Raw genomic sequence first — 18179 nt, forward strand, 5'->3', positions numbered from 1 at the left:
TAAGGGGTCGCATAACGCCCGCCCGCCCCTGCGATTGCCGAGGCGGGCGGATCGGGCCACGCTGCCGCGTCGGTCGCTTATTGCGCCGATGCGACCTTATAGGTGTCCTGCGCGGGCAGGCTCGCGTACTCGGCCTTCGCCTCTTCGAGCCATGCGTCATAGACTTCCTGGCTCACGACCTTGACGGTGATCGGCATATAGGCGTGATCCTTGCCGCAAAGCTCGCTGCACTGGCCGAAATAGACGCCCTCGCGCTCGGCCTTGAACCAGAGCTGCGCAAGGCGGCCGGGAACCGCGTCCTGCTTCACGCCGAAGGCGGGGATGGTCCAGCTGTGAATGACGTCCGCGCCGGTGACCTGCATCACGACCGTCTTGCCCACGGGCACGACCACGGCGGTGTCGGTGGCAAGCTTGAACTCGTCGGCGGTATATCCCGCCTCCTGAAGCTCCGCGATGACTTCGTCGTTCAGAACCTTGCCGTCGCCGATCATGAAGCTTTCGAAGCCGAAATCATGGTCGGTATACTCATATCCCCAATACCACTGGTAGCCCGTCACCTTGATGTTGATGTCGGCCTCGGGAATTTCCTGCTGCTTGAAGAGCACCGGAAGCGAGAAGGCACCGATGAAGAAGAGAATCAGGATGGGCACGACGGTCCAAGCGAATTCGATCGGGGTGTTGTGCGTGAAATTCGCGGGCTTCGGGTTCGCGCGGCGGTTGAAGCGGATGATCGAATAGGCGAGCAGCGCCGTCACGAAGAGGGTGATGATCGTGATGATGACCAGAACCATGCCGTCCAGCCAGTGAATGTCGCTGGCCAGCTCGGTCGCGGCGGGCTGAAAGCCGATTCCCCCCGGCGTCGGCTTGCCCACGATCTCGAGATCGGCTTGCGACAGCGCGTCCTGGGCGATGGCGGGAAGCGCGGTAAATGCCGCCATCGTGGCAAGCAAGGAGGAAATGTATCGCATATGGCACCCTGATCGGTTGAAGCGGATATGGTATCGAACTCGCGGCACGGGGCCACGCGGGGACCAGCCCCGTTGTATCTTGCCGCGTTAAAACCATATATCTGCCCGTGAGACAAGAATGACGGTTGCGGCAATCGGACGCTTCGTTTGATTTCGGTCAAATTCACGCGTCGTTTTCGTCGCAAGGACCGCGGCACGGCGTCGCGGCGACAGGACCGGAAGCGCGACCGCCGCGGGCGCGCCCCGCCCCAAGGATCAGGACGGACCCCATGACAGGCACGGCATTTCGCCCCTTCGAGGACAATCTGGACAAGGAGGCGACCCTCGCCGCGCTGCGCCGCGCAGTGGCGGGCGCCCACGATGGCGAGCTCTTTCTCGAGCGCGCGCGCAGCGAGTCGCTCGTCCTCGATGACGGGCGCGTCAGGACGGCGAGCTATGACGCCGCCGAAGGGTTCGGTCTGCGCGCCGTGCGCGGCGAGGCGGTGGGATACGCCCATGCGTCCGACATTTCCGAAGCGGCGCTGGCGCGCGCCGTCGATACCGCCCGGCTCGCGGTCGGGGATGGCGGCGGCGTAATGGCCCCCTCACCCCAGCCGACCAACACGCGGCTTTACAGCGACGACGATCCCATCGCCGGCGCCGCCTTTCCGGTGAAGATCGAGACGCTGCGCGAGATCGACGCCTTCGCCCGCGCGCTCGACCCGCGCGTCGTGCAGGTCACCGCCGTCATCGCCGCCTCCTGCCAGGAGATCGAGATCCTGCGCGCCGACGGCACGCATCTGCGCGATGTGCGCCCGATGTGCCGCGTCAACGTGTCGGTCATCGTCGAGGAGGACGGCCGCCGCGAGCAGGGCACGGCGGGCGGCGGCGGGCGCGTCGGTCTCGATGGGCTGATCGCGCCCGAGGGCTGGCAGGGCAAGGCGCGCGAGGCGCTGCGAATCGCGCTCGTCAACCTGCGGGCCGAGCCGGCGCCCGCCGGTGTCATGGACGTCGTGCTCGGCCCCGGCTGGCCCGGCATCCTGCTGCACGAGGCCATCGGGCACGGGCTCGAGGGTGATTTCAACCGCAAGGGCGCATCGGCCTTCGCGGGCCTCATGGGCCAGCGCATCGCGGCGCCGGGCGTCACGGTGCTCGACGACGGCACGATCCCGGACCGGCGCGGCAGCATCACCATCGACGACGAGGGCACGCCCTCGCGGCGCAACGTGCTGATCGAGGACGGCATCCTCGTCGGCTACATGCAGGACCGCCAGAACGCGCGCCTCATGGGCGTGGAGCCCACGGGCAACGGGCGCCGCCAGAGCCATGCGCATGTGCCGATGCCGCGCATGACCAACACCTACATGCTGGGCGGCGACACGGCGCCCGGCGATATCGTCGCCGATCTCAAGGACGGCATCTACGCCGTGGGCTTCGGCGGCGGGCAGGTCGATATCACCAACGGAAAGTTCGTCTTTTCCTGCACCGAAGCATACCGCGTGAAGAACGGCGTCGTCGGCGCGCCCGTGAAGGGCGCGACGCTGATCGGCGACGGCGCGACGGCGCTTCAGAAGATCCGCGCGGTGGGCGACGATCCGGCGCTCGATCCCGGCATCGGCAATTGCGGCAAGGCGGGCCAGTGGGTGCCCGTGGGCGTGGGCCAGCCGACGATGATGATCGGCGGGCTGACCGTGGGCGGCTCGGGAAGCTGAGCCGGGCGGCGGCGCGGAGTGACGCGCCGGGTGCGAGTATTTTTTCCAAGATGAAGTGCGGGCCGTGGTTTACGGCATGTTAACCACCCGTGCGCTAGACATGATTCTGCAAGCAGGCGGAGCCATGATGTCCGAGGAAACACATCCTTCCACTCACCCCCCACTCCCACCCACCACGGAAGATGATCGGGTCGCGTGGCTTCGCCTCTTGCGCTCCCGGCGCGTCGGGATCGCGACCTTCTATCGCCTCCTGGCCGAGCACGGCACCGCGCAGGCGGCGCTTCGGGCGCTGCCCGAGGTGGCACGCGCCGCCGGGATCGACGATTACGAGATCTGCCCCGAGTGCGTCGTCTTGGCCGAGATGCGCGCCGCGCGCATGGCCGGGGCCGAGCTTTTGTGCCTGACCGATCCGCTCTATCCCGCCGCGCTGCGCGACATCCCCGACCCGCCACCGCTTCTCTGGGCGATCGGCGATCTCGGGGCGCTGGCGCGGCCCATGCTGGCGATGGTCGGCGCGCGCAACGCGTCGTCGCTCGGCACGCGGATGGCCCGGGCGCTGGCGACCGAGCTGTCGAAGGATGGTCATGTGATCGTCTCGGGCCTCGCGCGCGGGATCGACACCGCGGCGCATACCGCGGCGCTCGAGGGTGGCACGATCGCCGTGATGGCCGGCGGCGTCGATGTCATCTATCCCGCCGAGAACGCCCGTCTCGCCTCGGATATCCTGCGCTGCGGGCTGCGCCTGTCGGAGATGCCGATGGGCACGGTGCCGCAGGCGCGCCATTTCCCGCGCCGCAACCGGATCATCAGCGGCCTCGCGCAGGCGGTGATCGTGGTCGAGGCGGCGGCCAAGTCCGGCTCGCTCATCACGGCGCGCGAGGCGCTCGATCAGGGGCGCGAGGTGCTGGCGGTGCCGGGCCATCCGTTCGACGCGCGCGCCGCCGGGTGCAACATGCTGATCCGCGACGGCGCCCGCCTCGTGCGCTCGGGCGCCGATGTGATCGAGGCCCTGCCCGCCGCGACCGAACCCGCGCACACGCCGCCCGAGACGATCCCCGCACCGCAGCCCGAGACGCGCGATCTGCGCGAGACGGCCGATCTTCACAGCCGCATTCTCGAGCGGCTCGGCCCCTCGCCCCTGGCCGAGGATCAGCTCATCCGCGATCTGGCGGCGCCCGCCCGCACCGTCGCCCCCGCGCTCGTCGATCTCGAGCTCGACGGGCGCATCCGGCGGCAGGCGGGGGGCCTTCTGTCGCTTGCCGAGTGAAAGAAGCCGCCCGGCGGCTCATTGACAATTCCCCTTGCACCACCACATGTTGCGCCGCCATAAGCGCGGCTCGGGCCGACCTTCGGCTATCGCGCCGGGAATCGGACCTTCGCGGCGAGGAAGATCGCGGCGATTTCGGCGCGGAACGCGTGCCCGGAAGGTGCCCTGCTCCGCGCCCCGCGCCCCGCCTGGGGCGCGTGCCGAAGCGAGAGAGTGAAAAGGAATTGCATGCCCGTCGTCGTCGTCGAATCCCCCGCCAAGGCAAAGACCATCAACAAGTATCTCGGTGCGGGCTACACCGTTCTGGCCTCCTATGGCCATGTGCGCGATCTGCCGCCCAAGGACGGCTCGGTCGATCCCGATAACGGTTTCGACATGAAATGGGAGGTGGGCGCCGACAGCCGCAAGCATGTCAAGGCGATCGCCGACGCGCTGGCCGAGGACAACGCGCTCATCCTCGCCACCGACCCCGACCGCGAAGGCGAGGCGATCAGCTGGCATCTCGAGGAGGCGCTGCGCAAGCGCAAGGCGATCACCAAGGACACGCCCGTCAGCCGCGTCGTCTTCAACGCGATCACCAAGACGGCCGTGACCGAGGCGATGGCCAACCCGAGGCAGGTCGATGCGCCGCTCGTCGAGGCCTATCTCGCCCGCCGCGCGCTCGACTATCTCGTCGGCTTCAACCTCAGCCCCGTGCTCTGGCGCAAGCTGCCGGGCGCCAAGTCGGCGGGCCGCGTGCAATCGGTCTGCCTGCGCCTCATCGTCGAGCGCGAGATGGAGATCGAGGCGTTCAATCCCCGCGAATACTGGTCCGTCAAGGCCCTGCTCGCGACGCCGCGCGGGCAGGAATACGAGGCGCGGCTCACGACGCTGGCGGGCAAGCGGCTCGAGAAATTCGATCTGGCCAACGCCACGCAGGCCGAGATGGCCGTGCAGGCGGTGTCGTCGCGCGCATTGAAAGTCACCTCCGTTGAGGCGAAACCGGCCAGCCGCAACCCGTCGGCCCCCTTCATGACCTCGACGCTTCAGCAGGAGGCCAGCCGCAAGTTCGGGATGGGCGCGCGCCAGACGATGAGCGCGGCGCAGCGTCTCTACGAGGCGGGGCACATCACCTATATGCGAACGGACGGGATCGACATGGCGCCCGAGGCGGTGAGCGCCGCGCGCGAGGCCATCGCGGATCGCTACGGCAAGGACTACGTGCCGAAGGAGCCGCGCATCTACAAGAACAAGGCCAAGAACGCGCAGGAAGCGCATGAATGCATCCGCCCCACCGAGATATCCAAGGACGCCGCCGCGCTCAAGATCGGCGACCGCGATCAGGCGCGCCTCTACGATCTGATTTGGAAGCGCACGCTGGCCTGCCAGATGGCCGGCGCGCGGCTCGAGCGCACGACGGTCGAGATCGGCTCGGATGACGGTCAGGTCGGGCTGCGGGCGACGGGCCAGGTCGTGCTCTTCGACGGGTTCCTGCGCGTCTACGAGGAAGGCCGCGACGACGTGGACGAGAGCGGCGAGGACGCGCGCCTGCCGCAGATTTCGGAAGGCGACAAGGCGGTCTTCGGCAAATCGGGCCTGCGCGAGCAGTTCCAGAAGGCCGACAAGTCCGAGGACAGCGCGGCGTCCAAGAGCAAGTCCGCGCTGCGCCACGACGCCGCGATCCTGTCCGAGAACGCCGCCGTTCTGGGCCTGCAATCGCACACCCAGCCGCCGCCCCGCTATACCGAGGCGACGCTGGTCAAGCGCATGGAGGAGCTCGGCATCGGCCGCCCTTCGACCTATGCCAGCATCGTCACGACGATCCAGGACCGCGAATATGTGCGCAAGGACGGCAACCGCCTGATCCCCGAGGACAAGGGGCGCATCGTCACGATCTTCCTGCTCAATTTCTTCAAGAAATACGTGGGCTACGAATTCACCGCCGATCTCGAGGAGGATCTCGACCATGTCAGCGCGGGCGAGGCCGACTGGAAGGAAATCCTGAACCGCTTCTGGCGCGATTTCTCCGCCGCCATCGCCGAGACGTCCGAGCTGCGCATCGCCGAGGTGCTCGACGTGCTCGACGAGGCGCTGGCGCCCACGCTCTACCCGCCGCGCGAAGACGGGAGCGATCCGCGCACCTGCCCGCTCTGTGGCACGGGCAAGCTTCACCTCAAGACGTCGAAATCGGGCGGGTTCGTCGGCTGCGGCAATTATCCCGAATGCCGCTACACGCGCCCCATCGGCGCGGAGGCCGCCGAAGCGGGCGACCGGGTGTTGGGCGTCGATGACGGCGATGAGATCAGCCTTCGGTCGGGCCGCTTCGGCCCATATGTCCAGCGCGGCGAGGCGACCGAGGAGAACAAGAAGCCGCCCCGCGCCTCGCTGCCCAAGGGCTGGGCACCCGAGGCGATGGATCTCGAGAAGGCGCTCACGCTCCTGAGCTTGCCGCGCGAGATCGGAGAGCATCCCGAGGGCGGCATGATCTCGACCAATTTCGGTCGCTTCGGGCCTTACGTCTTTCACAAGGGCCCCGAGGACGCAAAGGGCATTTACGCCAATCTGAAGGATCCGGCGGATGTCTTCGAGCTAGGCATGAACCGCGCGGTCGAGCTTCTGGCCGAGAAGCGCGCCAATCCCGGCGGGCGCAGCCGCACGGCGGCCAAACCCCTCAAGGAGCTGGGCGAGCATCCCGAAAGCGGCGGCGCGATCTCGGTCATGGAGGGGCGCTACGGCCCTTACGTCAAATGGGAGAAGGTCAACGCGACCCTGCCCAAGGACACCGCGCCCGAGGATGTGACGCTCGCGATGGCGATGGATCTCATCGCGGCCAAGGCGGCGAAATCGGGCAAGGGCAAGAAGGCCCCGGCCAAGAAGGCGGCACCGAAAAAGGCCGCCGCCAAGAAAGCGCCCGCCAAAAAGGCGGCGCCCAAGAAGGCCGCCCCCAAGACGCCACCCAAGGATTGAGCCGTGCGCAACCCTGCCGGGCGCAAAGCCTGCGACTACACGGCTTTGTTATTGGCAACGCGGCGCGGTAATATGCATCTACCCTGCCAAGGGCAGCGATTCTGCCCGGCAGTTTGAGAGGAACGCAGTCATGCAAGAAAAAGGGCATAAATCGGGACTGACCCGCCGCGCCGCGCTCATCGGGGGCGCTGCTGCGGTGACCACGCTGGCCACGCCGGGGATCGTGCGGGCGCAGAATGTCGAAGGCACGCGCCGCAACGCATCGAGCTTCGTGATCCAGAACTGGCAGGATCACTTTGATAGCCTCGGCAGCGGTGCCATCGTCTGCGATACCGCCTCGCGCGCCCTGCATTACTGGAACTCCGACGCGACCGATTACCGCGTCTATCCCACCTCCGTGCCGATGACGGACGAGTTGACGCGCACCGGCTACACCAAGATCGTGCGCAAGAAGGTCGGCCCCGACTGGACGCCGACCGAGAGCATGAAGGAGCGCGACCCGACGCTTCCCGACTACATGCCGCCGGGTCCGGGCAATCCGCTCGGAACGCATGCGATGTATCTCACATGGCCCGCCTACCTGATCCACGGCACGCATGACACGCGCAAGATCGGGCGCCGGTCGTCTTCCGGCTGCATCGGTCTCTACAATCAGAAGATCGAGGAGCTTTTCGCGATCACGCCCATCGGCATGCAGGTGCGGGTGATCTGAACGGCAAGGCCGGAAGGGGTATCGGGCGATACTCCACCTGAAAAGACAGGCGCGCGGCGACGGCATTGACTCTCGCCGCGCCGCTGCGCACAACCCTCGAGACCGTGGTTGAGAGGGGTTCTTCATGAAAAAAGTGTATGCGAACGCAACCGAGGCGCTGGAGGGTCTGCTGCATGACGGCATGACCATCGCGGCCGGTGGATTTGGCCTCTGCGGCATTCCCGAATTGCTTCTTCAGGCCATCAAGGAGCATGGCGCCAAGGATCTGACCTTCGCCAGCAACAATGCGGGCGTGGACGATTTCGGCATCGGCATCCTTCTTCAGACCAAGCAGGTCAAGAAGATGATGAGCTCCTATGTGGGCGAGAACGCCGAGTTCATGCGCCAGTATCTCGCGGGCGAGCTCGAGATCGAGTTCAACCCGCAGGGCACGCTGGCCGAGCGGATGCGCGCCGGCGGCGCGGGCATTCCGGGCTTCTACACCAAGACCGGCGTCGGCACGCAGGTGGCCGAGGGCAAGGAGCACAAGGAGTTCGATGGGGAGACCTATATCCTCGAGCGGGGGATCGTCGCGGATCTCAGCATCGTCAAGGCGTGGAAGGCCGACGACACTGGCAACCTCGTCTTTCGCAAGACCGCGCGCAACTTCAACCCGCCCGCCGCGATGTGCGGCAAGGTCTGCGTGGCGGAGGTCGAGGAAATCGTCCCGCGCGGCAGCCTCGATCCCGATCACATCCACCTGCCCGGCATCTATGTGCACCGCCTGATCCAGGGCGAGCACGAGAAACGGATCGAACAGCGCACGACACGCAAGCGGGAGGAAGCATGATGTCCGGTGAAGTCAAAGGATGGGACCGCAACCAGATGGCCGAGCGCGCGGCGCAGGAGCTGGAAGACGGCATGTATGTCAATCTCGGCATCGGGATCCCGACGCTGGTCGCCAACTATGTCGGCGACAAGGAGATCACGCTCCAGTCCGAGAACGGGATGCTGGGCATGGGCGCCTTTCCCTATGAGGGCGAGGAAGACCCGGACCTCATCAACGCCGGCAAGCAGACCATCACCGAGTTGAACCGCACCGCCTATTTCGATTCGGCCACCAGCTTCGGCATGATCCGGGGCGGCAAGATCGCCGCCGCGATCCTCGGCGCGATGGAAGTGGCCGAGAACGGCGATCTGGCCAACTGGATGATCCCCGGCAAGCTCGTGAAGGGCATGGGCGGCGCGATGGACCTCGTCGCGGGCGTGGGCCGCGTCATCGTCGTGATGGATCACACCAACAAGGCGGGCGAGAGCAAGCTGCTCAAGGAATGCTCGCTGCCGCTGACCGGCACGGGCGTCGTGGACCGCATCATCACCAATCTGGGCGTGCTCGACGTGGTCGAGGGCGGTCTGAAGATCGTGGAATGCGCGACCGGCGTTACCGAGGACGAGATCCGCGCCGCGACCGAGGCGACGATCGTCTGAGGCGTTCCGAACGCGCGACAGATCAAGGGGCGGTACCTTCGGGCGCCGCCCTTTTCAATTGGCCCGCGCCATGTTGAGCGCGCAGCCGTCCGAGATGAATTCGGGCCGCGTCTTGCACAGACCCCGCGCGATGTCGTAGGCGGCCAGCACTTTCGGGACGTAGTCGCGCGTCTCTGCATAGGGCGGCACACCCTTGTTGGCCTTCACCGCGCCCTCGCCCGCGTTGTAGCCCGCGAGCGCGAGGATGGGATCGCCCTCGAACTCCTTGAGCAGCCAGTCGAGATAGGCGACGCCGCCGCGAATGTTCTCGGCTTCCGAAAGACTGTCGGCCACGCCGAAGCGCGCCGCCGTATCGGGGATGAGCTGCATCAGGCCCTGTGCGCCCTTCTCGCTCACCGCCGTACGCCGCCCGCCCGATTCCACCGCGATCACCGCCAGCACCAGGGCGGGCGAGACGTTGGTCCCGATCGTCGCGGTCAGGATGTGCTGTCCCTGCGCGGTCGCGATATCCTGAAGATCCTGGAGCCGGTAGCTCGGCGCGCGCTGGCCCGCGGGCGGCTTGGAGAGCACGCCCAGCGCCTCGTCGAAGCGCAGCGTGCCGGCCTCGGCATAGCCCGGAGGCACCTTGTCCCAGAACCAGCCATAGCTCGCCGTGCGCGCGGGCGCGGCGCCGGGGGCGGCGGGCTCCGCCTCGGCGCCCTCGCCGGCGCGCGGCGTGCTGGGGGCCGGTGCGGGCTGATCGCCGGGCTTGATCTGCACCGTGATCCGCTTGGACGTGCCGGGCTTGGGCGGCTTGCCCATCTTGAAGGTGAAATCGGGAAACGGCGCGGGATCTGCGACGGCCACGGCGGCCGGGCACAGCAGCAGCGCCGCCAGAAGAGGGGCGAGGGAATGTCTCACGGTGTGATCTGCCTGTTCGCGCTCATGCTCTTTTGCGCAAATCATCGCAAAAAACGCAGCACCGCGCCAGTCTCGGCATGATTCACGCGTGTTTCCAGGATGGATTCGCACCCCTTTCAGGGATGTTTTCAATAATTTTTCAGATTTTTATTCATTTTATTTCAATGCCTTAAATAAGCATACGGCATGAAAACAATGATGCGCCAAAAACGCACCAATCGTGCCTAATTTGCGCCTTCATTGACCGGCAAAAACTACTCATCCGAGGCGCTGAGGGCCAACAGAGAGAGGCGGCCCAGCCAGCAAGACGGTGAGAAACCTGAGTAGACATGATCCTTTGGAGGGACATCACATGATCAATTTCATCAAGAACTTCCGCGCTGACGAAGACGGCGCAGTGACCGTTGACTGGGTCGTTCTGACCGCAGCCGTCGTTGGCCTCGGTGTTGCCGGTGTGGCAACCGTCCGTGGTTCGGTCCAGACGCTGGCGACGAACATCGCGTCGGGCGTGACCGGCACGACCGTTGGCGCAGGCACGACCACCACGCCGTAATACCATCGACACGCTTACGTGACGATCTGACTTCAAAGAGCCGCAAGTCCGACGATTTGCGGCTCTTTCACCCCTAGAGGTGTGTCGTGGCGCCGCCCGCAAACCATCGCTCGCGCACGCGTTGCATCCGCAATGACAACCAATTCAATGAGAGCGAGCATATCATGACGAACTTCATTACCAATTGGCTCCGCGACGAAAGCGGCGCAATTACCGTCGACTGGGTCGTGCTGACCGCAGCTGTCGTGGGCCTCGGCGTCGCCGCCGTCGCATCGGCGCGCACCGGCGTGAACACCCTGGCCGTGAACATCGCCTCGGGCGTCTCCAGCCAGTCCGTCGGCAACGCTTCAACCACTCCTTGAGCGGCGAACGCCCGATCGAAGGTCATGGCCGTGCCGCGTTTTCGCCGCGCGGCCGCCTTACTGTCACCATTGTTGCGCGCCATGATGGCGCGCAGGCGGACGGGCCCCTACCGCTGGACCCGCACACCGGGATAGAATCGAAAGGATAAGCCATGCGCTTGATTTTTGGACTGGTACTGCTTCTCGGCGTGGCGCTGGCGGGCTTCGCCGTCTACATGGCAAAGAATTACATTTCGGGCTACCAGGCCCAGCTCGAGCAGGAGCGCCAGTCGCGCCCCGAGCCGATCAAGACGGTCGACATCTATGTCGCGACCCGCACGCTGAATTTCAGCGACCCCATCCTGAGCACCGACGTTCAGCTCGTCGCCTTCCCCGAGGCGTCGCTGCCCGAGGGCGTCTTCCGCACCGCCGAAGAGCTTTTCCCGCGCGGCGATGAAGAGCCCCGCGCGACGCTGCGCGCGATGGAGAAGGGCGAGGCGATCCTCGCCGTCAAGGTGACCGAGCCCGGCCAGGACGCCGGCATCTCGAGCAAGCTGGGCCGCGGCATGCGCGCCTTCGCCATCCAGGTGGACAGCATCACCGGCGTCTCGGGCTTCCTGCGTCCCGGCGACCGCGTCGATGTCTACTGGACCGGCAATATCGGCCGGGGCGGCGTGCGCACCGAGGGCGACAGCGAGGGCGACGTGACCAAGCTCATCCAGTCGAACGTGCAGCTGATCGCCGTGGACCAGTCGGCCAACACCGACCGCACGGAGGCCAGCATCGCGCGTACCGTCACCGTCACCGTTCGCCCCGAGCAGGTCGCCGCTCTGGCACAGGCCCAGGCAACGGGCCGCCTGACGCTCAGCCTCGTCGGCACCGAGGACGAGGTGGTGGCCCAGCAGATCGAGGTCGATCAGCGCCAGCTTCTGGGCCTCACCGCCGCACCGACCCCGGTCGAGATGGAAACGCCCGAGATATGCACGGTGCGCACCCGCCGCGGCGCCGAGGTGATCGAAACGCCGATCCCCTGCACCAATTGAGAGCTAAGTCTCTCTAAAGATACGCTTCTTGACGGGCGCCGCACCTGCGGCGCCCTTTGCCTTGAGTGACGCCCTTTCACCACAAAAGTCACAAAACGCCGCTAAGTGTCATTGATTCTTGATAAAAAGAAAAAACTGACGCACAGTATTTTCAATCTTGGGCGTCAAGACCCGAAAAACGAGGCGTGATCGGAAGGCAGGTCACATGAAAATGACGAATGTATTCGCGGCGGCCCTGATCGGGTTGACCGCCTCTTTCTCAAGCGCACCTGCGCCTGTTCAGGCCGAAAACCTGCAGGTCGTGCGCAAGGGTTCGGGCCGTGATCTGAGCATCGCGATGAACCGCGCGGTCGTGGTCGAAAGCGACGTGCCGTTCGCCGAACTCAGCATCGCGAACCCCGCGATCGCGGATTTCTCGACCCTATCGGACCGCACCATCTATGTGCTCGGCAAGTCGCCGGGCCGCACCACGCTCACCCTTCTGGACGAGAACGGTCGCCTGATCGCGAATGTCGAGGTGCAGGTCAGCGCGGACGTGTCGGAATTCAAGGAACGGCTGCGCCAGATCCTGCCCAACGAGCAGATCGAGGTGCGCACCGCCAATGACGGCATCGTCATGTCGGGCACGGTCAGCAGCGCGCCGCGCATGCAGCGCGCACTGGATCTGGCCGAGCGGTACGCGCCCGAGCGGGTCTCGAACCTCATGAGCGTCTCGGGCAAGCAGCAGGTCATGCTGAAGGTGCGCTTCGCGGAAATGCAGCGCAGCGTCGCCAAGAGCCTTTCGACCTCGCTCGCCATCGACGGTCTGTCGACCGGCGGTCTCGGCGGGGGCGTCGCGACCAACAACATCACCTCGAACGCGGCCCCCGCGGGTGTTGCCCCTGGCACGTCGGCCAATCTCGGCGCGAATAACGGCGCGGCCTTCTTCGGCTTCAACGCCGGGTCCGCGCAGATCGGCATCCTGCTTCAGGCGCTCGAGACGAAGGGCGTCGTGCGCACCCTCGCCGAGCCGAACCTGACCGCCCTCTCGGGCCAGGAAGCCAAGTTCCTCGCCGGCGGCGAATATCCGATCCCGGTCAGCCAGGAAGACGGCGCGATCACGGTCGAGTTCAAGCCCTTCGGCGTCGAGCTCAACTTCGTGCCGCGCGTTCTCGATGACGGGATCATCAATCTCGAGATGGCGGCGGCGGTCTCGTCGCTCGACTCGAGCAACGGCTTCACCAACGGCACGCTGACCATCAGCGGCTTCCGCCGCCGCGATGCCTCGACAACGGTGGCGCTGCGCGACGGCGAAAGCTTTGCGATCGCAGGACTTTTGCAGGACGACTTCCGCGACAACGCGGGCCAGGTGCCCTGGCTCGGGGACGTGCCGGTTCTGGGCGCGCTCTTCCGCAGCGCGGATTACCAGCGCTCGCAGACCGAGCTCGTCATCATCGTGACCGCCCATCTTGTCACGCCGACACGCGGCGAGGCCCTTGCCCTGCCGACCGACCGGGTGCGCCTGCCCTCCGAAGCGGATCTCTTCCTCAACGGCCGCGTGGCACGCGATGCCCGCCCGACGACGGGCGGCGCCGGCGAAGTCGCGAATCAGGACTTCAGCGGCTCTTACGGCTATGTGATGGATTGATGCGGGGAGCGGGGACCATGATGAGGAAAACTCTTTCGATCGTACCGATCCTGGCTCTCGCCGGATGCGCCGGCGGCGGCCCCGAAGTCTACCGCTCGTATTTCACCGAGGCGGGTGCGCTGGTCGATGGCGGCAATTTCGGCAATGCCGTGATGCAGAACACCCAAGCGATGACGGGCGAGCGCAGCTATGTCTACGATCTGTCCAACCGCTTCGCGAGCGAGGTTCTGACCACGGTGAACTTCGCGTTCAACTCGGATCAGCTCGACGCCGGGGCGCGCGACACGCTGCGCGAGCAGGCGGCGTGGATCCGCCAGTTTCCCGAAGTCCGCTTCAAGGTCTACGGCCATACCGATCTCGTCGGCGCGAACGCCTACAACAAGGATCTGGGCATGCGCCGGGCGCGGGCGGTGGTCGATTACCTGACCAGCCAGGGCATCAGCCGCGCACGGCTCGAGGCGGTCGTCTCCTTCGGCGAGGCGCAGCCGCTGATCGTCACGCAAGGCCGCGAGCGGCGCAACCGGCGCACCGTGACCGAGGTTTCGGGCTTCGTGAAATCGCATCCGATCATCATGGACGGCAAATACGCGCAGGTGGTCTATCGCGAGACGGTCAACAGCGCCAAACCGGCCTCGGATCTGATGATGGTGGGCGAAAGCACATCGGTCACCGCCGAATAGGCCGCACGGCAAGAGTTTCTCCCTGCCCGGCTTGCCGGGACATCTCCAGACCCGCCGCAATTCGGCGGGTCTTTTTTTCGGGCGGAAACAAAGGCGCGGCGCGGGCGCGAATGATCCGTCCCGACGCACAATTACGATAATGCGGCCCTATTGTTGCCCAGATTTTGGGTGAGTTTGGCACAAGGAAAAACCGCCCCGCTTGTGACTCGCGGGCCGGCATTTCGGATACCCGGGCCCTTTGTGCACCGGCGGCCCACGCGAAGGCCGCGCACATCGCTTGGTCCGCAAGATAGGACGATGACGCAATGAGCAGTGCGACCAATCAACCCGAACCCAGCCCGCTTGTCGCGTGCACGATCAGCCGTGACGTGACGAATTTCGATCTGCTGATCGAGGACATGGAAGCGGCGGTTGGCGAAGCCTGGGGCGATCTGGGCTTTCCCGAGGCCCTCGCCTTCCTCGGACAGCTCGAGGCGAAATCGCTGGAATTCATCGCGGTCGCCATCGACGAGGATGACGAGGCCGACCTCGCGCTGATCGGCGAGATCATCACCCTCGCCGGCAAGCTGCGCGTCAAGGTCATTCTCATCGCCGACGATGTCAGCCCCGCCGCGCTGCACAGCCTTCTGCGCCAGGGCGCGGACGAATTCGTGCCCTACCCGCTCCCCGAGGGCGAGCTGGCGGCCGCGATCGAGCGGCTGCGCAAGCCGCCCGAGCCCGCCGCTTCGGTCAACTCCACCCCCCGCGCCAATGGCGGCGAGGGCGTGATCCTCGGTGTGCACGGCATCGCCGGCGGCACGGGCGCGACGACGCTCGCGGTCAATCTCGCCTGGGAGCTGGCCAACGCCTCCAAGGAGAAGGCGCCGCGCGTGTGCATCCTCGATCTCGATCTGCAATTCGGCTCGGTCTCGACCTTCCTCGATCTGCCGCGCCGCGAGCCCGTCTTCGAGATGTGGTCCGATACCGAGACGATGGACGAGGATATCTTCAAACAGGCGCTGGTCAGCTATCAGGACCGGCTCTGGGTGCTGACCGCCCCGCCCGAGATGCTGCCGCTCGACATCATCAGCCCCGAGGATGTGAGTCGCGTTCTGGATCAGGCGCGCACGCATTTCGACTACGTGATCGTGGACATGCCGACGACGCTCGTGCAGTGGTCCGAGACGGTCCTCTGCGCCGCGCAGCTCTATTTCACGACGCTCGAGATGGACATGCGCTCGGCCCAGAACACGCTGCGGCTCAAGCGCGCGCTCAAGGCCGAGGATCTGCCGCTCGAGCGGCTGCGCTATTGCATGAACCGCGCGCCCAAGTTCACCGACATGAGCGGCAAGAGCCGCGTGAAGCGCATGGCCGAAAGCCTCGAAATCTCGATCGAGCTGCACCTGCCCGATGGCGGCAAGGCGGTCAGCCAGGGCGCCGATCACGGACTTCCTCTCGCCAATTCGGCACCGAAAAACCCGCTGCGCAAGGAGATCGCCAAGCTCGCCGGCTCGATCCATGCGCTCGGCAAGAGTGACGCGGAGGCCGCCTGAGCGCGCCGACGAGAAAGGTAACGACCGATGTTCTCACGCTACAAGAAGCCCGAGGCCGGACAGGCCACCCCCGTCAAGCCGGCCGCCGAGCCGGCCAAGGCGCCCGCCCCCGCCGCCAAGGCGCCGGCGGCCAGCCTGCGCCGTCCCGCGCCCGCGGCCAAGGCCGATCTCGCGCCGCAGGACCGCGAGCGCAAGCGCAAGGAGCGCCTGGGCGAGATCAAGCTCGACATGCACCGCGCGCTTCTGGACAACCTGAACCTTGGCGCGCTCGACCAGGCGAGCGAGCAGGACCTTCGCGCCGAGATCAGCGCGATCACCGCCGAAGTGCTCGAGGAGCGCAGCATCGTGCTCAACCGCGAGGATCGCATGACCCTCACGCAGGAGCTTTATGACGAGGTGCGCGGCCTCGGCCCGCTCGAGACGCTGCTGAAGGACGACACGGTCAACGACATCCTCGTCAACGGCCCGCACCAGATCTTCATCGAACGCGCGGGCAAGCTCGAGCTGTCGGACGTCACCTTCAAGGACGAAAAGCACCTCCTGCGGATCATAGACAAGATCGTGAGCGCCGTGGGCCGGCGCGTGGACGAATCGAACCCCTATGTCGACGCCCGTCTCGCCGACGGCTCGCGTTTCAACGCGATGGTGCCGCCGGTGGCCGTCGACGGCAGCCTCGTCTCAATCCGTAAGTTCAAGAAGGACAAGCTCGGCATCGACGATCTGGTGAATTTCGGCGCCTTCTCCGAAGAAATGGCCGCCTATCTGCAAGCCGCCGTCGCCTGCCGTCTCAACGTCATCGTCTCGGGCGGTACCGGCTCGGGCAAGACGACGACGCTCAACGCGCTCTCGTCCTTCATCGACAATGCCGAGCGGATCCTGACGATCGAGGATACGGCGGAACTTCAGCTTCAGCAGATCCATGTGGGCCGCATGGAAAGCCGTCCGCCCAACGTCGAGGGCAAGGGCGAGGTGAGCCCCCGCGACTGTCTCAAGAACGCGCTGCGGATGCGCCCCGACCGCATCATCGTCGGCGAGACGCGCGGCGAGGAAGTGATCGACATGCTTCAGGCCATGAACACGGGCCATGACGGCTCGATGACGACGATCCACGCCAACAACCCGCGCGACGGCATCAGCCGTCTCGAGAACATGGTCGCCATGGCCGGGATCGAGATGCCGCTCAAGGCCGTGCGCAGCCAGATCGCCAGCGCCGTGCATCTCATCGTGCAGGCCAGCCGTCTTCAGGACGGCAGCCGCCGCATGACCTCGATCACCGAGGTGACGGGGATGGAGGGCGAGGTGATCTCGATGCAGGAAATCTTCCGCTTCCAGCGCGTGGGCCTCACGCCCGAGAACAAGATCATCGGCCATTTCACCGCCACCGGCGTGCGCTCCAACTTCTCCGAGCGGTTCCGCCTCTGGGGCTACGATCTGCCCGCCTCGATCTATGAACCCGTGAAACCGGAGTAACCCCGATGACCATCAGCGCGGAACCAATCATCTATGGCCTGATCTTCATCGGGGTGCTGGTGCTCGTCGAGGGCATCTACCTGACCGTCTTCGGCAAATCCATCAGCCTCAACAGCCGCGTGAACCGCCGTCTCGAGATGCTCGACAAGGGCGGGCGCCGCGACGAGGTGATGGAGAAGCTGCGCAAGGAAATGCAGCAGCACCTGCGCGGCCGGGGCTTCCCGCTCTATTCGATCCTCGCCACCAAGGCGCAGAAGGCGGCCATCGCATTCTCGCCCAAGCAGCTCATGATGCTGATGGGGCTGGTGTCGTTCCTCGCGTTTCTCGGGCTGACCATCGGGACGGGGACGTCCCTGCCCGTGCGCATCGCCGTGGCCATCGCGATGGGCGTCGGCGGCATCTTCATGTGGATCTCGATGAAGGCGAAAAAGCGGATGGACCTGCTCGAAGAGCAGCTTCCCGACGCGATCGAGCTCATGGTGCGCTCGCTCAAGGTGGGGCATCCCTTCTCGTCGGCCATCGGCATCGTGGCGTCCGAGGTCTCGGACCCGCTGGCGACCGAGTTCGGCATCATCGCGGACGAGGCCGCCTACGGGCGCGACATGGGCGAGGCGCTCAAGGACATGTCCGAGCGGCTCGACATGCAGGATCTGCGCTTTCTGGCCGTGGCCGTCGCCATCCAGCAGCAATCGGGCGGCAACCTGGCCGAGATCCTCGCCGGTCTCGCCAAGGTGATCCGCGCGCGCTTCCGCCTCTTCCGCCGGGTCAAGGCGATCACCGCCGAGGCGCAGTGGTCGGGCAAGTTCCTGTCGGGCTTCCCGCTTCTGGCGCTGGTCGGGATCCAGCTTCTCGATCCGAATTACTACGACAAGGTCATGGACCATCCGGCCTTCATCCCCGCATGTCTGATCGTGGGCGTCTTCCTGACGGTGAACCTCTTCGTCATGCGCGCCCTCGTGAACATCAAAGTCTGACAAGGATC

The 18179-nt window shown here is 65.8% G+C and carries 16 protein-coding genes; 14 read left to right on the plus strand and 2 right to left on the minus strand.

Annotation, left to right across the window (positions count from 1 at the left end; all coding sequences use genetic code 11):
• Positions 1 to 77: 77 nt before the first annotated feature.
• Positions 78 to 968, minus strand: coding sequence for a cytochrome c oxidase subunit II (gene coxB / locus ACGRVM_RS09745; protein ID WP_377170409.1), 891 nt, complete (start codon positions 966 to 968; stop codon positions 78 to 80).
• A gap of 269 nt (positions 969 to 1237) precedes the next feature.
• Between coxB and tldD the strand changes: the two genes are divergently transcribed.
• The 6 genes from tldD (at position 1238) to ACGRVM_RS09775 (ending at position 9051) form a co-directional block, all read left to right on the plus strand.
• The gene (gene tldD / locus ACGRVM_RS09750) at positions 1238 to 2659 is read left to right on the plus strand and encodes a metalloprotease TldD (protein ID WP_377170407.1); all 1422 of its coding nucleotides are present in this window, start codon (positions 1238 to 1240) and stop codon (positions 2657 to 2659) included.
• Between the two features lie 127 nt (positions 2660 to 2786).
• On the plus strand, positions 2787 to 3926 hold the full coding sequence (gene dprA / locus ACGRVM_RS09755) for a DNA-processing protein DprA (protein ID WP_377170405.1): 1140 nt from the start codon (positions 2787 to 2789) through the stop codon (positions 3924 to 3926).
• Positions 3927 to 4154: 228 nt separating this feature from the next.
• Entirely contained in the window at positions 4155 to 6872 is a 2718-nt protein-coding gene (gene topA / locus ACGRVM_RS09760) for a type I DNA topoisomerase (RefSeq protein ID WP_377170403.1), read from the plus strand.
• A 130-nt stretch (positions 6873 to 7002) separates the two neighbouring features.
• Positions 7003 to 7584, plus strand: a complete 582-nt coding sequence (locus tag ACGRVM_RS09765; protein ID WP_377170401.1) for a L,D-transpeptidase — start codon at positions 7003 to 7005, stop codon at positions 7582 to 7584.
• Between the two features lie 124 nt (positions 7585 to 7708).
• Positions 7709 to 8413 (plus strand): CoA transferase subunit A, encoded by a 705-nt coding sequence (locus ACGRVM_RS09770; RefSeq protein ID WP_377170399.1) that lies wholly within the window; start codon positions 7709 to 7711, stop codon positions 8411 to 8413.
• Positions 8413 to 9051: a 3-oxoacid CoA-transferase subunit B gene (locus ACGRVM_RS09775; RefSeq protein ID WP_377171371.1), complete on the plus strand. Its 639-nt coding sequence runs from the start codon at positions 8413 to 8415 to the stop codon at positions 9049 to 9051. Before ACGRVM_RS09770 ends, ACGRVM_RS09775 begins: the two co-directional genes overlap by 1 nt.
• Positions 9052 to 9105: 54 nt before the next feature.
• Here ACGRVM_RS09775 and ACGRVM_RS09780 read toward each other — a convergent pair whose 3' ends face one another.
• Positions 9106 to 9951, minus strand: coding sequence for a lytic transglycosylase domain-containing protein (locus ACGRVM_RS09780; RefSeq protein ID WP_377170397.1), 846 nt, complete (start codon positions 9949 to 9951; stop codon positions 9106 to 9108).
• 352 nt (positions 9952 to 10303) lie between these two features.
• Here ACGRVM_RS09780 and ACGRVM_RS09785 point away from each other — a divergent pair, with 352 nt between their 5' ends.
• From ACGRVM_RS09785 to ACGRVM_RS09820, 8 genes are all read left to right on the plus strand, one after another.
• Entirely contained in the window at positions 10304 to 10504 is a 201-nt protein-coding gene (locus tag ACGRVM_RS09785; RefSeq protein ID WP_377170395.1) for a Flp family type IVb pilin, read from the plus strand.
• A 164-nt stretch (positions 10505 to 10668) separates the two neighbouring features.
• Positions 10669 to 10866: a Flp family type IVb pilin gene (locus tag ACGRVM_RS09790; RefSeq protein ID WP_377170393.1), complete on the plus strand. Its 198-nt coding sequence runs from the start codon at positions 10669 to 10671 to the stop codon at positions 10864 to 10866.
• A gap of 152 nt (positions 10867 to 11018) precedes the next feature.
• The gene (gene cpaB, locus ACGRVM_RS09795) at positions 11019 to 11888 is read left to right on the plus strand and encodes a Flp pilus assembly protein CpaB (RefSeq protein ID WP_377170391.1); all 870 of its coding nucleotides are present in this window, start codon (positions 11019 to 11021) and stop codon (positions 11886 to 11888) included.
• 205 nt (positions 11889 to 12093) lie between these two features.
• On the plus strand, positions 12094 to 13515 hold the full coding sequence (locus ACGRVM_RS09800; RefSeq protein ID WP_377170389.1) for a type II and III secretion system protein family protein: 1422 nt from the start codon (positions 12094 to 12096) through the stop codon (positions 13513 to 13515).
• A 17-nt stretch (positions 13516 to 13532) separates the two neighbouring features.
• Positions 13533 to 14195 (plus strand): OmpA family protein, encoded by a 663-nt coding sequence (locus tag ACGRVM_RS09805; RefSeq protein WP_377170386.1) that lies wholly within the window; start codon positions 13533 to 13535, stop codon positions 14193 to 14195.
• A gap of 305 nt (positions 14196 to 14500) precedes the next feature.
• Entirely contained in the window at positions 14501 to 15727 is a 1227-nt protein-coding gene (locus tag ACGRVM_RS09810; RefSeq protein ID WP_377170384.1) for an AAA family ATPase, read from the plus strand.
• A 27-nt stretch (positions 15728 to 15754) separates the two neighbouring features.
• Positions 15755 to 17197: a CpaF family protein gene (locus tag ACGRVM_RS09815; protein ID WP_377170382.1), complete on the plus strand. Its 1443-nt coding sequence runs from the start codon at positions 15755 to 15757 to the stop codon at positions 17195 to 17197.
• Between the two features lie 5 nt (positions 17198 to 17202).
• The gene (locus ACGRVM_RS09820) at positions 17203 to 18171 is read left to right on the plus strand and encodes a type II secretion system F family protein (RefSeq protein ID WP_377170380.1); all 969 of its coding nucleotides are present in this window, start codon (positions 17203 to 17205) and stop codon (positions 18169 to 18171) included.
• Positions 18172 to 18179: the final 8 nt, after the last annotated feature.

Source organism: Roseovarius aquimarinus (genome assembly GCF_043661195.1).
Lineage (GTDB): Bacteria > Pseudomonadota > Alphaproteobacteria > Rhodobacterales > Rhodobacteraceae > Roseovarius > Roseovarius aquimarinus.

What these genes read in the sequence shown, in the direction of transcription:
- coxB (WP_377170409.1), bottom strand. Translation starts at nt 968, where the DNA reads ATGCGATACATTTCCTCCTTGCTTGCCACGATGGCGGCATTTACCGCG.
- tldD (WP_377170407.1), top strand. Translation starts at nt 1,238, where the DNA reads ATGACAGGCACGGCATTTCGCCCCTTCGAGGACAATCTGGACAAGGAG.
- dprA (WP_377170405.1), top strand. Translation starts at nt 2,787, where the DNA reads ATGTCCGAGGAAACACATCCTTCCACTCACCCCCCACTCCCACCCACC.
- topA (WP_377170403.1), top strand. Translation starts at nt 4,155, where the DNA reads ATGCCCGTCGTCGTCGTCGAATCCCCCGCCAAGGCAAAGACCATCAAC.
- ACGRVM_RS09765 (WP_377170401.1), top strand. Translation starts at nt 7,003, where the DNA reads ATGCAAGAAAAAGGGCATAAATCGGGACTGACCCGCCGCGCCGCGCTC.
- ACGRVM_RS09770 (WP_377170399.1), top strand. Translation starts at nt 7,709, where the DNA reads ATGAAAAAAGTGTATGCGAACGCAACCGAGGCGCTGGAGGGTCTGCTG.
- ACGRVM_RS09775 (WP_377171371.1), top strand. Translation starts at nt 8,413, where the DNA reads ATGTCCGGTGAAGTCAAAGGATGGGACCGCAACCAGATGGCCGAGCGC.
- ACGRVM_RS09785 (WP_377170395.1), top strand. Translation starts at nt 10,304, where the DNA reads ATGATCAATTTCATCAAGAACTTCCGCGCTGACGAAGACGGCGCAGTG.
- ACGRVM_RS09790 (WP_377170393.1), top strand. Translation starts at nt 10,669, where the DNA reads ATGACGAACTTCATTACCAATTGGCTCCGCGACGAAAGCGGCGCAATT.
- cpaB (WP_377170391.1), top strand. Translation starts at nt 11,019, where the DNA reads ATGCGCTTGATTTTTGGACTGGTACTGCTTCTCGGCGTGGCGCTGGCG.
- ACGRVM_RS09800 (WP_377170389.1), top strand. Translation starts at nt 12,094, where the DNA reads ATGAAAATGACGAATGTATTCGCGGCGGCCCTGATCGGGTTGACCGCC.
- ACGRVM_RS09805 (WP_377170386.1), top strand. Translation starts at nt 13,533, where the DNA reads ATGATGAGGAAAACTCTTTCGATCGTACCGATCCTGGCTCTCGCCGGA.
- ACGRVM_RS09810 (WP_377170384.1), top strand. Translation starts at nt 14,501, where the DNA reads ATGAGCAGTGCGACCAATCAACCCGAACCCAGCCCGCTTGTCGCGTGC.
- ACGRVM_RS09815 (WP_377170382.1), top strand. Translation starts at nt 15,755, where the DNA reads ATGTTCTCACGCTACAAGAAGCCCGAGGCCGGACAGGCCACCCCCGTC.
- ACGRVM_RS09820 (WP_377170380.1), top strand. Translation starts at nt 17,203, where the DNA reads ATGACCATCAGCGCGGAACCAATCATCTATGGCCTGATCTTCATCGGG.